This window comes from Acinetobacter sp. AOR34_HL, assembly GCF_027854795.1.
Classification (GTDB): Bacteria; Pseudomonadota; Gammaproteobacteria; order Pseudomonadales; family Moraxellaceae; genus Acinetobacter; species Acinetobacter junii.
The window spans coordinates 1-12,476 of the sequence record NZ_JAKTID010000060.1 but is presented as its reverse complement, the minus strand read 5'-3'; the positions used below and the strand labels follow the sequence as shown (position 1 = coordinate 12,476).

Annotated in this window: 13 protein-coding genes and 2 pseudogenes; 13 read left to right on the top strand and 2 right to left on the bottom strand. The window is 51.2% G+C overall.

Annotated features, from left to right (window positions below; translation table 11 throughout):
- The first annotated feature begins 30 nt into the window (after positions 1-30).
- The 6 genes and pseudogenes from MKL32_RS10690 to MKL32_RS10665 form a co-directional block, all read left to right on the top strand.
- Positions 31-732 (top strand): IS1 family transposase, encoded by a 702-nt coding sequence (locus MKL32_RS10690; RefSeq protein ID WP_262579462.1) that lies wholly within the window; start codon positions 31-33, stop codon positions 730-732.
- Positions 733-973: 241 nt separating this feature from the next.
- Entirely contained in the window at positions 974-1,126 is a 153-nt protein-coding gene (locus tag MKL32_RS16225; protein WP_442866714.1) for a hypothetical protein, read from the top strand.
- A gap of 1 nt (position 1,127) precedes the next feature.
- Positions 1,128-1,697: an Hsp20/alpha crystallin family protein gene (locus tag MKL32_RS10680; RefSeq protein ID WP_270900529.1), complete on the top strand. Its 570-nt coding sequence runs from the start codon at positions 1,128-1,130 to the stop codon at positions 1,695-1,697.
- Positions 1,698-1,790: 93 nt separating this feature from the next.
- The gene (gene clpK, locus MKL32_RS10675) at positions 1,791-4,640 is read left to right on the top strand and encodes a heat shock survival AAA family ATPase ClpK (RefSeq protein ID WP_270900528.1); all 2,850 of its coding nucleotides are present in this window, start codon (positions 1,791-1,793) and stop codon (positions 4,638-4,640) included.
- A 3-nt stretch (positions 4,641-4,643) separates the two neighbouring features.
- Positions 4,644-4,865, top strand: a complete 222-nt coding sequence (locus MKL32_RS10670) for a PLDc N-terminal domain-containing protein (RefSeq protein ID WP_228715707.1) — start codon at positions 4,644-4,646, stop codon at positions 4,863-4,865.
- Positions 4,838-5,179 (top strand): annotated as a pseudogene (locus MKL32_RS10665) (transposase); the annotation flags it as partial. The gene MKL32_RS10670 and the pseudogene MKL32_RS10665, both read left to right, overlap by 28 nt.
- 21 nt (positions 5,180-5,200) lie before the next feature.
- Here the strand turns inward: MKL32_RS10665 and MKL32_RS10660 are convergent.
- Entirely contained in the window at positions 5,201-5,521 is a 321-nt protein-coding gene (locus tag MKL32_RS10660) for an IS630 transposase-related protein (RefSeq protein WP_270900527.1), read from the bottom strand.
- Between MKL32_RS10660 and MKL32_RS16220 the strand changes: the two genes are divergently transcribed.
- From MKL32_RS16220 to MKL32_RS10645, 4 genes are all read left to right on the top strand, one after another.
- Positions 5,509-5,772, top strand: a complete 264-nt coding sequence (locus MKL32_RS16220) for a diguanylate cyclase domain-containing protein (RefSeq protein ID WP_227557981.1) — start codon at positions 5,509-5,511, stop codon at positions 5,770-5,772. The genes MKL32_RS10660 and MKL32_RS16220 overlap by 13 nt on opposite strands.
- Positions 5,773-5,922: 150 nt before the next feature.
- A complete protein-coding gene (locus tag MKL32_RS10655; RefSeq protein WP_004733151.1) occupies positions 5,923-6,411 on the top strand; it encodes a phosphate-starvation-inducible PsiE family protein in 489 nt (162 codons plus the stop codon).
- Positions 6,398-6,703, top strand: coding sequence for a hypothetical protein (locus MKL32_RS10650; protein WP_204379350.1), 306 nt, complete (start codon positions 6,398-6,400; stop codon positions 6,701-6,703). The genes MKL32_RS10655 and MKL32_RS10650 overlap by 14 nt, the downstream gene beginning before the upstream one ends.
- Positions 6,704-6,722: 19 nt before the next feature.
- Positions 6,723-7,874 (top strand): S1C family serine protease, encoded by a 1,152-nt coding sequence (locus MKL32_RS10645; protein ID WP_204379349.1) that lies wholly within the window; start codon positions 6,723-6,725, stop codon positions 7,872-7,874.
- Between the two features lie 841 nt (positions 7,875-8,715).
- Here MKL32_RS10645 and MKL32_RS10640 read toward each other — a convergent pair.
- Positions 8,716-8,796, bottom strand: a pseudogene (locus tag MKL32_RS10640) (IS1 family transposase); the annotation flags it as partial.
- Positions 8,797-9,077: 281 nt separating this feature from the next.
- On the opposite strand from MKL32_RS10640, the gene MKL32_RS10635 reads away from it, so the two are divergent.
- Genes MKL32_RS10635 through MKL32_RS10625 form a run of 3 tightly spaced genes read left to right on the top strand, consistent with a single transcriptional unit; the run spans position 9,078 to position 12,394 of the window.
- Positions 9,078-10,808: a class I SAM-dependent DNA methyltransferase gene (locus MKL32_RS10635; protein WP_204379348.1), complete on the top strand. Its 1,731-nt coding sequence runs from the start codon at positions 9,078-9,080 to the stop codon at positions 10,806-10,808.
- The gene (locus MKL32_RS10630) at positions 10,798-12,195 is read left to right on the top strand and encodes an AlbA family DNA-binding domain-containing protein (protein ID WP_204379347.1); all 1,398 of its coding nucleotides are present in this window, start codon (positions 10,798-10,800) and stop codon (positions 12,193-12,195) included. The genes MKL32_RS10635 and MKL32_RS10630 overlap by 11 nt, the downstream gene beginning before the upstream one ends.
- A gap of 4 nt (positions 12,196-12,199) precedes the next feature.
- Positions 12,200-12,394, top strand: coding sequence for a hypothetical protein (locus MKL32_RS10625; RefSeq protein WP_204379346.1), 195 nt, complete (start codon positions 12,200-12,202; stop codon positions 12,392-12,394).
- The last annotated feature ends 82 nt before the right edge of the window (positions 12,395-12,476 follow it).

Here is a 12,476-nt window from a genome sequence, read left to right as displayed (position 1 = left end):
AAACAATATGGCTTTTGATAAAATAGAGGTATGAAAATAACGCTACAAATCAAATGTCCTACCTGTCTAAGTAACAATATAAAGAGAAATGGCATCAAAGTAGATGGGAAACAAAACCATCAATGCAAAGATTGCAAACGTCAGTTTATTGGTGATCATGCATTAAGCTATCAAGGGTGTAACTCAGGTATTACCGGCAAGATATTACATTTAATGGTCAGAGGAAACGGTGTAAGAGATATTGCTGAAGTCGAGCGTATCAGCATTGGCAAGGTATTACGAACCTTAAGTGAATCGATCTATCAGATTCAGCCTAAACAAAGCAACTACGAATGTCTTGAAGTCGATGAACTCTGGACTTTTGTAGGGAATAAGAAAAATAAACAATGGCTTATTTATGCCTACCATCGAGAATCTGGAGAAATTGTTGCTTATGTTTGGGGTAAGCGGGATTTAGCAACGGTTCAACGTCTTAAAGCTAGACTTAAAAAGCTTGGGGTTCAATATGCTCGAATTGCGAGTGATCCCTGGGATAGTTTTATCACAGCATTTCAATGTTGCAAGCAAGTGATCGGTAAGTTTTTTACCGTCGGTATTGAAGGTAACAACTGTAGAATTCGTCATCGAATCAGGCGTGGATTTAGGAGAAGTTGCAACTTTTCTAAAAAGCTCGAAAATCATTTTAAAGCCTTTGATTTGACTTTCTTTTACCTTAATAACGGATTTGTTTAACGCCAGCATACTTTTTGAAACACCACCAATTTTTGAATATCTTTGAATTTCATCCAAGAATTATCCCTTGAATTAAATAATTTTGCTGATTAATTTAAGATCAAATAAATTGTACGTTTGTTGATTTATGATGGAAATCTATTGACTCTTGATATTTTTTCTGGTAAGCGCAATATCTAGCAAAGTCTTGCAATGATTTCCTTAGCCGGAACCGCAAAGCGACGCGATTGGAGAGGGCGAAATGAAAGCGCACCTACAGGTGATTTTCACGCTCGATGAATTGGCAGCGTACTTGAAAGTCGGCAAGCGGACGCTTTATCGGCTCGCCGCGCTGTCCTTCGCCGCAGGCAAACGGAGTGAGCGAGAGTCTTCAATTTTTCTTCTGGAGGTGTGACATGGACATTGATTTCAAGAAATTGGCTCCCTGGAACTGGTTCAAAAAGGAGCAGGAAGAACAACAGAGCACTGCCTCGCTGCCGGTGCAGCGCAATGACCTGCAGGTGGCGGGTGGGCCCGTCAGTCCTATCCTGCAATTGCATCGCGAGATCGACCGCCTGTTCGACGACGCGTTTCGAGGCTTCGGTTTCCCGACGCTGGTCATGCCACGCTGGCCGTCGGACTGGCCGGGTATGCTGAAGCCGGCGCTGGACATCCAGGAGACCGACAAGCAGTACAAGATCGCCCTGGAAGTACCCGGCGTCGAGGAAAAAGACATCCAGATCACGCTCGACAACGACGTGCTGCTGGTGCGCGGTGAAAAGCGTCAGGAGCAGGAAACGAAAGACGGCGGTTTCCACCGGGTGGAGCGCTCCTACGGCAGCTTTCAGCGCGCTCTGAACCTGCCGGCCGATGCCAACCAGGACACGATCAAGGCTGCTTTCAAGAACGGCGTGCTCACGATCACGATGGAAAAGCGCGAGGCCAGTACGCCCAAGCAGGGGCGCTCGATCCCGATCAACGGCTGACGCGGGGCAGCGCGTTTTTCTCAAAAACCAAAAAGAGATGAGGTACCGTGATCAGCGGTGCCTCGTCAGATCAATCTTTACAGGAGCATCATCATGGACAGAAAACAATGCCAAGTCTGCGGCCAACCCGGCACCGTGCGGGTGGAAGCCAATCTCAACGGTCGTCACAGCACCATGCTGTTGTGTGACGACCATTACCGTCAACTGGTGCGCCAGCAAAAGCGCACCGTCTCGCCGCTGGAGGCTCTGTTTGGCTCGCGCAGCGGTTTGTTCGAAGACTTCCTCGGCAGCGACTTCTTCCGCATCGGTGACGATGCACCGTCCGTGGCGGCTGATGCCGACGAAGTGGTCGATGCGTCTTTCGGTGAATCCGCTCCCGCAACGGCGGGCACGGCGCGCCGCCGCGGCAGTGGGCTGGCCAGCCGTATCAGCGAACAGTCTGAGGCCCTGTTGCAGGAAGCCGCCAAACATGCTGCCGAGTTCGGCCGGCCCGAAGTCGATACCGAACACCTGCTGCTGGCGCTGACCGACAGCGAAGTGGTCAATACCATCTTAGGGCAGTTCAAGATCAAGGTCGATGACCTCAAGCGGCAGATCGAATCCGAAGCCAAGCGTGGCGACAAGCCGTTCGAAGGCGAGATCGGCGTGTCGCCCCGGGTCAAGGACGCGCTCAGCCGTGCTTTCGTCGCCTCCAACGAACTCAGCCACTCCTATGTCGGTCCGGAGCACTTCCTGATCGGTCTGGCCGAGGAAGGCGACGGGCTGGCCGCCAACCTGCTGCGCCGCTACGGCCTGACGCCGCAGGCGCTGCGCCAACAGGTCAGCAAGGTGGTCGGCAAGGGCGCCGAGGATGGCCGCGCCGAGACGCCGACCAACACGCCGGAACTCGACAAGTACTCACGTGACCTGACCAAAATGGCGCGTGACGGCAAGCTCGACCCGGTGATCGGCCGTGCGCAGGAGATCGAGACCACCATCGAGGTGCTGGCCCGGCGCAAGAAGAACAACCCGGTGCTGATCGGCGAGCCGGGCGTGGGCAAGACCGCCATCGTCGAGGGGCTGGCGCAGCGCATGGTCGCCGGCGAAGTGCCCGAAACGCTGCGTGACAAGCGTCTGGTCGAACTCAACATCAACGCCATGGTGGCCGGCGCCAAGTACCGCGGCGAGTTCGAGGAGCGCGTGCAGAAGGTGCTCAAGGAAGTGACCGAGCACCAGGGCGAGATGATTCTCTTCATCGACGAGGTGCACACCATCGTCGGTGCCGGCCAGGGTGGCGGCGAAGGCGGGCTGGACGTGGCCAACGTGTTCAAGCCGATGATGGCGCGCGGCGAACTGAACCTGATCGGCGCCACCACGCTCAACGAGTATCAGAAGTACATCGAAAAGGATGCCGCACTGGAGCGTCGCTTCCAGCCGGTGATGGTGCCCGAGCCGACGGTAGCGCAGACCATGATGATCCTGCGCGGCCTGCGCGACACCTTCGAGGCGCACCACAAGGTCAGCATCACCGAGGATGCGATCATCGCCGCCGCCGAGTTGTCCGACCGTTACATCATCGCGCGCTTTTTGCCCGACAAGGCCATCGACCTGCTCGACCAGGCAGCCGCACGCGTGAAGCTGTCGGCCACGGCGCGCCCGGTGGCCGTGCAAGAGCTGGAGGCCGAACTGCATCAGTTGCGGCGTGAGCAGGACTATGTGGCCTCGCGCAAGCAGTACGACAAGGCCGCCGAGCTGGGCAAGCGCATCGAGGCCAAGGAGGCCGAACTCAAGAAGCTCGTCGAGGATTGGGAGCGCGAGCGCGCCTCGGGCAGCGCCGAGGTCAAGGCCGAGCATGTCGCGCAGATCGTCTCGCGCCTGACCGGCATTCCGGTCAACGAGCTGACGGTGGAAGAACGCGAGAAGCTGCTGCATCTGGAGCAGCGGCTGCACGAGCGCCTGGTGGGCCAGGACGAAGCGGTGCGCGCGGTGGCCGATGCCGTGCGGTTGTCGCGCGCGGGCCTGCGCGAAGGCGGCAAGCCGGTGGCGACTTTTCTGTTCCTCGGGCCGACCGGCGTGGGCAAGACCGAGCTCGCCAAGGCGCTGGCCGAGTCCATCTATGGCGATGAAGGTGCGCTGCTGCGCATCGACATGTCCGAGTACGGGGAACGCCATACCGTGGCACGCCTGGTGGGCGCGCCTCCGGGCTATGTCGGTTACGACGAAGGCGGTCAGCTCACCGAGAAGGTGCGGCGCAAGCCCTACAGTGTGGTGCTGCTGGACGAGATCGAGAAGGCACACCCCGACGTCTACAACATCCTGCTGCAGGTGTTCGATGACGGCCGCCTCACCGACGGCAAGGGCCGGGTGGTGGATTTCACCAATACCATCATCATCGCCACCTCGAACTTGGGCTCGGACATCATCCAGCGTCGGCTGAAGGCCCGTGGCGCCGCCGGCGAGGAATACGAGAAGACCAAGTCCGAGGTGATGGACGTGCTGCGCGGACACTTCCGCCCCGAGTTCATCAACCGCATCGACGAGATCATCGTCTTCCATGCGCTGGGCAAGGAGGAGATCCGCCATATCGTCGGTCTGCAGCTCGATCGTGTGGCCCGCAACGCCGCCAGCCAGGGCGTGACGCTGACCTTCGACCAGACCCTGACCGACCACTTCGCGGAGGAAGGCTACAAGCCCGAGTTCGGTGCGCGTGAACTCAAGCGCCTGATCCGCAGCGAACTGGAAACGGCACTGGCGCGCGAGATGCTCGGCGGCGGCATTGGCAAGGGCGATCACGCCAACGTCCGCTGGGACGACAAGGCCGAACGGGTGGTCTTCGAGCGCCAGGAGCCACCCGCGAAGCCGGCCGAGCCTGAGAAGCCCGATGCCGCGAAGGCGGCCGAGACGCCGCCGAGCGACGCGAGCAAGCCTGCGCGCAAGAAGAAGTCAGCGGGCGGCGAATCTTGAGCGATGGGGGCTGTCGTGTCCGACCCCAACGGGCTGACATGGGCAGCCACCCTCGTGCCGCTGGCGGTCACTATCCCCACAGCGGGACACGCGGTCATCTTCAAGCGTGACCCTCGATCGGCCACGCTGTGGGTGCTGCTGATCGCGCTGTTGCCGCTGGGCGGTTCGCTGCTGTATGGGCTGTTCGGCATCAACCGTTTGACACCAAGCAATGCCGTCAGGTGATTGCAGATAGGCAAGCGCATGCAGTGATTCCGCCAAGAAAAAATGCGAAACCATGGAAAGATACAAAGAGTAGCTCGCTCGAGCGAAATGAATTACTTCGAACAGTTAAACGTTTTAGCAGGACACTATGGAAAAAATGGTCGGGCTATCACCGTCGCAGTTTGGTTGAAACCAAGATGCATTGCATTAAGTTATTAGGCGATAAACTCAGTGCAAGAAACTTTCAAAGCCAAGTCAATGAAATTCATGCACGTGTAGCAGTCCTTAACAGATTTACGGAATTAGGTCGCCCTCATACCCAAGTTGTATCTTAAATTTGGATCTTCTAGGGTAGCTCAATCTTTCAAACCTTTGTGCAACAAAGCCACTGTAATATTTAAGCGCTTTAATGCAGCACCAATAGATGAAACACCACAATTAAAACGTGCAGCACGTTCATATTGATAAGCATCAGGATCCTTTTCAACATCTTCACGTAAAGCATCATCGTTAATTTTAGAAGGTTTACGTACACGAGTTTTTTTAATCTCTACACGTTTCTTCCATTCAACAATGGTATTTTTATCAATTTCGAAGTGCTGAGCAACCGCTCGAATAGATTGGCCTTCTTCAAGCTTGGCTAATATTTTCTTTCTAAAATGTATTGGATAACTCATATCGGTATTGTATTGGTTTTTTTGCGTGCTTACTATATGGACACGGGTGCGGCGATGAGGTGCTCAAGCACTTTGCTGCACGGTTGAGGGAACACATTCGCGCAACCGACATGGCTGCCCAGATTGGGGGGGGAATTCGCTATGTTGTTGGAAGCGGCATCGATAGAAGACGCCCAAGTATGGGCGGAGCGATTTCGTCAGGACGTTGCGACGACAGCGGTGGTGTGTGGAGAGGTGTCGATCAGCTATAGCGCCAGCATGGGGGTGGCCCCCCTTGACGTCTGATTAAACTCTTCCGAGCGGGTGATGCAGCAGGCGGACAGCGCGCTCTACCAGGCAAAAAGACAAGGGTGCAACCAAGTTGTGGGCGCACAAGTATTTCAGAATTGAGAGGAATGGCGATGAAGGAAAAGCAACCGGACCCGATCAAAACATTTCGTGCCCAATGGGCAGTGATGACGTTCTACGAGCGCTTCGAACAGGTGATCGCGCTCGCGCTGTCCGCAATCATTGCCGTGATCATCGTGGTCTCGCTGCTGCAGCTGATCTCGATCGTCTTCAGCCTGCTGGTCATCGATGCGTTCAATCCGCTCGATCACAAGGTCTTCCAGACCGTGTTCGGCATGATCATGACGCTGCTCATCGCCATGGAGTTCAAGCATTCCATCGTGCGGGTGGCCTTGCGCCGCGATAGTATCATCCAGGTCAAGACGGTGATCCTGATCGGGCTGATCGCCCTGGCGCGCAAGTTCGTGATCCTCGACCCGGAGACCAGCCCCGCCAAGATCGCGGCGCTCGCAGGCGCGATTCTGGCCCTCGGGGCGACTTACTGGCTGCTGCGCGAGCGCGATGACCGGGCCGCCGGGGAAAGCCCAAATGAGCCATCGTGATCGGCGCCACGCGCAGGCTGCCGGCGCGCGGCATCGCTGGCTCAATCGCCTGCAAACCGCGCTGTTGGTGCTGACCCTGCTCGGGATTGCCGCCGTCGCCGGCAGCCTGCTGTTGGGTGACAGCGCTCTGTGGCTGGCGCTGGCGGCCGCGGGGTTCACCCTGCTCATCCAACGCTTGCGGGAATTGGCTGATTCGATGGCACCGCAACCGCTTCATTCCGGCCCATTTCTGCCGGACATCCCCTTGGCGCCACGCCCACCGCGTTGGCGCGCCAGCGGTGTCTGGCGCTGATTTCAACAAGGAGAATGGCATGACCTACCCCGACCTCAACAGCCGCCCGGCGCCGGACCGATTCACCCGGCGCTGGCTCGTCATCACTGGCTGCATCGCCGCACTCATGCTGCTGTGGCAGTTCTTGCCTGCCATCGAAGCCTGGTTCAGTCCGCGCGAAGCGGCCGAGCGCACGGTGACACCGCGTGGTGATCTGGCGGCAGACGAGCAGACCACCATCCAACTGTTCGAGAAATCGCGCGGGTCGGTGGTTTACATCACCACGGCGCAACTGGTGCGTGACGTCTGGTCGCGCAATGTCTTTTCCGTGCCGCGCGGCACCGGCTCCGGCTTCATCTGGGACGATGCCGGCCACGTGGTGACCAACTTCCACGTCATCCAGGGGGCATCGTCTGCCACGGTCAAACTGGCCGACGGTCGCGATTATCAGGCTGCGCTGGTGGGCGCCAGCCCCGAGCACGACATCGCCGTGCTCAAGATCGGCGTCGGCTTCAAGCGCCCGCCCGCTGTGCCGGTGGGCACCAGTGCCGACCTCAAGGTCGGGCAGAAAGTGTTCGCTATCGGCAATCCCTTCGGATTGGACTGGACGCTCACCACCGGCATCGTCTCGGCGCTCGACCGCACCCTCGACGGCGAAGGGGGCGGGCCTGCCATCGATCACCTGATCCAGACCGACGCCGCTATCAACCCCGGCAACTCCGGCGGCCCACTGCTCGATTCGGCCGGGCGGCTGATCGGCATCAACACCGCCATCTACAGCCCTTCGGGCGCGTCCGCTGGCATCGGTTTCTCTGTGCCGGTGGATACCGTCATGCGCGTGGTGCCGCAACTCATAAAGACCGGCAAGTACATCCGTCCGGCGCTGGGCATCGAGGTGGATGAGCAGCTCAACGCGCGTCTGCAGGCGCTGACCGGTAGTAAGGGCGTATTCGTATTGCGCGTGACGCCGGGCTCGGTGGCGCACAGGGCCGGGCTCGTCGGCGTCGAGGTCACCGCAGGCGGCATCGTGCCCGGCGATCGCGTTATCAGCATCGACGGTATCGCCGTCGACGACGTCACCACATTACAGGCCCGGCTAGACGACAAGAACGTTGGGGATGTTGTGGTCTTGTTAGTGGAGCGGGCCGGCAAGACTCGCGAGATGCTTGTGGAACTACAACCGGGAGTTTGATGGAAAGTGGGTCATGGATCTGCACAGCGAAGCAGTCAAGCGACTTCAGCCTTGCGCCGAACTACGAGCCCTAGCTAGTGCAGTGGGGGGAGACTGTTTAGGTTAAATGGATATAAGGGAGTCATTTTTGATTGTGTTTTTAAAAGAAGGTGTTGATTTTTTGGGTAAGCATTTAGGGCGTCCAAGGGTTGGAGCAGTTGGCACGAATGAGAGAGCTCAATGCTCGCTAGGGATTGGATCTATGTGTTTTTTCTGACTGACTACTTACGTGTTGGAACGGGCAACATCGGAAAAGGATGAATTTTTATTTTCACCATTTACCGTATTTTTCGAGCCTGGGCGAAAATTAGGATGATACTTTAGCGCCCTTAATCATTCTCCCATGAAAGGCAAAACGATCCAGTCTTGGGTGAAAGTGATCACAACATACTGATATAAAGGTGATTTTTTATGAATGGGAGAGCGCGCGACGTTTCTCTCTGTTTTTAGGGTTAGGATGAAACTTTATTTGCATCCCACAACTGAACTAAAATTTCACTCTTTTCTACTTCGCAAATTTATAGAAAACATGAAATACCAAGTAATTTCATACATATATGATTGTATAAAAATATTCTTTAATTAGGATTTGTTCTTCTGTAAGCTTATGAATAAATTTTTAAAGCGATTTTTCAATTCATCTGGTGTTGCGTATAAATATTTTATTGCAATCATTTTATTAATGAAACGGCTTTGTTGCACAAAGATTTCATAACTATATGATTTTAAAAGTTTTGATTATTTTTTGATCCAAAATTAAATCTATTTAAATCAGATGCTTACATATTTATGCAACAAAGCCTTTCCCATCTACTTTAATGCCATTTCTCTTTATATTGTTACTTAGACAGGTAGGACATTTGATTTGTAGCGTTATTTTCATACCTCTATTTTATCAAAAGCCATATTGTTTTTTTCAACATACTTTTTGAAACACCACCCAACTTTCTAGGTTGCTCTTTTTTTTACGACATTATAAGACGTAGCAGTTGTTAAAGGACTATATTCGCTATGGTTATCTCGTTAAAATGACAAGCCTGAATTAATTCCTAATTTTTTTGTTAAGTGTATGACTTTTAATAAGTCATAGATATGCTAACTTAGAAACATTGTTTAACATTAAGTATAAAACCAAAGCGGTTGATCTTGGATTGAGGAAATAAAATGCATTCATTGGAACAAAAATTTCTAAATGACTTAGATGACAAGCTTTGGAAAGCCGCCGATAAATTACGCAGCAGCCTGGATGCCGCTAACTACAAGCATATTGTTTTAGGACTGATTTTCTTAAAGTACGTATCAGATGCTTTTGATGAACGGCAATCTGAACTCAAAGAATTGTTTGCACAAAAAGACGATCACAACATCTATTACATGCCGCGTGATCAGTACGACAGCGAAGAAGAATACCAACAGGCTATTGCTGATGAACTAGAAATACTGGATTACTACCAAGAAAAAAACGTATTTTGGGTGCCAAAAGCAGCACGTTGGTTAAGTATCCGTAATGCAGCAGCACAAGCGATTGGCTCTATCATTTGGCAGGATGAACAAGGGCAAGATGTCAAACTACGCTCTGTATCCTGGCTGATTGACAATGCCTTTGATGAAATTGAAAAAGCCAATCCAAAGCTTAAGGGCATTCTGAATCGTATTGGACAATACCAGCTGGACAATGACAAGTTACTTGATCTGATCAATACTTTTTCTGACACCAGTTTTACTAATCTAGAATATAACGGTGAGCAACTCAGTCTGCACAGTAAAGATATCCTCGGGCATGTTTATGAATATTTTTTAGGACAGTTTGCCTTGGCTGAAGGCAAGCAGGGTGGACAGTACTATACGCCTAAAAGCATTGTCACCTTAATTGTTGAAATGCTACAACCTTATAAAGGCCGCGTGTATGACCCAGCGATGGGTTCAGGCGGATTCTTTGTATCCAGTGAAAAGTTCATTGAACAACATGCACAAGAAAAGCATTACAAAGCATCAGAGCAAAAAAAGCATATTTCTATCTATGTGCAGGAAAGTAACCCGACCACATGGAAACTGGCAGCCATGAACATGGCGATTCGCGGGATTGATTTTAATTTTGGTAAAAAGAATGCTGACAGCTTTTTAGAGGATCAGCATCCAGACTTGCGTGCCGACTTTGTAATGGCCAATCCGCCTTTTAATATCAAGGATTGGTGGCATGCTTCTCTAGAAAGTGATGTGCGCTGGAAATATGGCACTCCACCACAAGGTAATGCCAACTTTGCTTGGATGCAGCACATGCTGCACCATCTGTCACCTACAGGCAGTATGGCATTGTTGCTTGCCAATGGTTCGATGAGTTCCAATACCAATAATGAAGGTGAGATCCGTAAAAACTTGATCGAAGCCGATCTGGTGGAATGTATTGTCGCATTACCGGGACAACTGTTTACCAACACGCAAATTCCGGCCTGTATCTGGTTTTTAACCAAGGACAAAAAGAACGGATTGTCTTTAGATAAAAAGAAAGCTAACCGTGAAGGCAAGACTCTGTTCATCGATGCCCGTAATTTGGGCTATATGAGAGATCGCGTACTGCGTGACTTTACCGATGCAGATATTGCTAAAATCACCAATGCTTTACATGCTTGGCAACAAGGCGAAAATTTTGAAGGCGAAGCGTATCAAGATGAGAAAGGTTTCTGCTTCTCTGCTGAGTTAAAAGATATACAAAAGCACGACTATGTATTGACTCCAGGACGTTATGTGGGTGCAGTCGAGCAGGAAGATGATGGCGAGCCATTCGCTGAGAAAATGCTGCGTTTGACTGCTCAGCTCAAAGAACAATTTGCTGAAAGTGCTGTCTTGGAAAGCGAGATTAAAAAGAATCTAAAGGGCTTGGGTTATGAGTTCTGATCATCCTTTATTGCAAGAAATTCAGAAGGGTGAAAGTCAAACCCTTGAATTTAAAGAGCAGTTACCGAAAGGGCAACAGGTCGCAAAGACCCTGATTGCTTTTGCCAATACCAGTGGTGGTAAATTGGTAGTGGGTGTAAGTGATGATCGCCAACTCGTAGGTATTCAAGATGATATTTTTGAGTTGCAAGATCAGATCACTTCAATGATCAATGAGCTGTGTGCGCCCAATATTCTACCTTACATTTATATCGAGAATATCCAAGGCATTGAGTTATTGGTGATTGAAGTCAGCCGTGGTTCGTTATTGCCTTATTATCTCAAGCCGCAAGGCAAGGCACAGGGAACCTATATCCGTTTGGGTGCAAGTAATCGTGTGGCATCGCCTGAGTATATCCAGCAACTTGAATTGCAACGTCTGAACCAGACTTTTGATGAGCAACCGAATCCACAATACAGTTTGGATGACATCGATTTACAGCCTTTAAAGCAAGCCTTTGCTGATCTGGGTAAAGAGCTGTCTTTGCAAAAGATGCGGAATCTTAAATTGATCATTCAGCAGAATGGACAGGATTATCCTAGCCATGGGTTACTCATTTTGTTGGGGCTTTATGAGCAGGTTGAAATCAAATGCAGCCGCTTTAAAGGCACGACCATGACAGTGTTTTTGGATAAAAAAGAATACCGTGGCGACTTATTTAGTCAGTTAAAGCAAACAGAGCAATTCATCAAGAATCATCTGCATCTACGGGCAGAAATTTTAGGTTTGCAGCGTACAGAAAATTTTGAAATTCCAATCCCAGCCATTCGTGAAGCCTTGGTGAATGCAGTGCTGCACCGTGATTATAGCAATGCAGGGCGTGATATTAAGGTTGGCATTTATGATGACATCCTGAATATTGTATCCCCGGGTGGCTTGCCCAATGGTCTGACTGAAGAGGATTTAGCGCAAGGTCGTTCCGAGATCCGTAATCGTGTCTTGGCGCGGGTATTTAAAGAGCTGGGTTATATCGAGCAGTGGGGTAGTGGGATTGCTCGTATTAAAGATCTATGTTTGCAGGCAGGTAATGCCGAACCTCAACTGAAAGCACAAGGTGATTTTGTCGATTGGGAGTTTTATCGTCCTTCGATTGAGCAATTAGGTGGCTCAATCAGTGGCTCAATCGGTGGCTCAATTCAAGAGGATATGCTGACTGATCGGCAAAAAGAGATTTTAGTTTTAATTCAGCAAAACCCGAAAGTTTCTTATCGTGCTATGGCAGAACAGCTTGGTATTAATGAGTCAGCAGTGAAAAAGCATCTGAATAATTTAAAAGATGCAGGCTGGCTTGAGCGTGTGGGTGGGACTCGTGGCTATTGGGCGATTATGAGAGATTTAGAAGGGTAGTTTTGTGTTTAAGAATATATTGTTGCTAGAAGATTATTTGGAATTTATTACTTACGGTTTTACTAATCCTATGCCTGATTCAGATACAGGACCATGGAAAGTAACCGCAAAAGATATTGTTAATGGTAAAATTAATTTCACAACGGCCAGAAAAACAACACAAGTAGCTTATGAACAAAAGTTGACTAGGGTGTGTTGACACTTTTAGCTTAAAAAAATAGCGAAGTAGTAAAATCAAATCGCCAAACCTAATTTTACTATTCGCTATGCCTCGTACCATG

Excerpts from the sequence above, each read along its gene's own strand:
- MKL32_RS10690 (WP_262579462.1), top strand. The coding sequence starts at position 31 with ATGAAAATAACGCTACAAATCAAATGTCCTACCTGTCTAAGTAACAAT.
- MKL32_RS10650 (WP_204379350.1), top strand. The coding sequence starts at position 6,398 with ATGAGCCATCGTGATCGGCGCCACGCGCAGGCTGCCGGCGCGCGGCAT.
- clpK (WP_270900528.1), top strand. The coding sequence starts at position 1,791 with ATGGACAGAAAACAATGCCAAGTCTGCGGCCAACCCGGCACCGTGCGG.
- MKL32_RS10645 (WP_204379349.1), top strand. The coding sequence starts at position 6,723 with ATGACCTACCCCGACCTCAACAGCCGCCCGGCGCCGGACCGATTCACC.
- MKL32_RS16225 (WP_442866714.1), top strand. The coding sequence starts at position 974 with ATGAAAGCGCACCTACAGGTGATTTTCACGCTCGATGAATTGGCAGCG.
- MKL32_RS10680 (WP_270900529.1), top strand. The coding sequence starts at position 1,128 with ATGGACATTGATTTCAAGAAATTGGCTCCCTGGAACTGGTTCAAAAAG.
- MKL32_RS10655 (WP_004733151.1), top strand. The coding sequence starts at position 5,923 with ATGAAGGAAAAGCAACCGGACCCGATCAAAACATTTCGTGCCCAATGG.
- MKL32_RS10635 (WP_204379348.1), top strand. The coding sequence starts at position 9,078 with ATGCATTCATTGGAACAAAAATTTCTAAATGACTTAGATGACAAGCTT.
- MKL32_RS10670 (WP_228715707.1), top strand. The coding sequence starts at position 4,644 with ATGGGGGCTGTCGTGTCCGACCCCAACGGGCTGACATGGGCAGCCACC.
- MKL32_RS10630 (WP_204379347.1), top strand. The coding sequence starts at position 10,798 with ATGAGTTCTGATCATCCTTTATTGCAAGAAATTCAGAAGGGTGAAAGT.
- MKL32_RS10660 (WP_270900527.1), bottom strand. The coding sequence starts at position 5,521 with ATGAGTTATCCAATACATTTTAGAAAGAAAATATTAGCCAAGCTTGAA.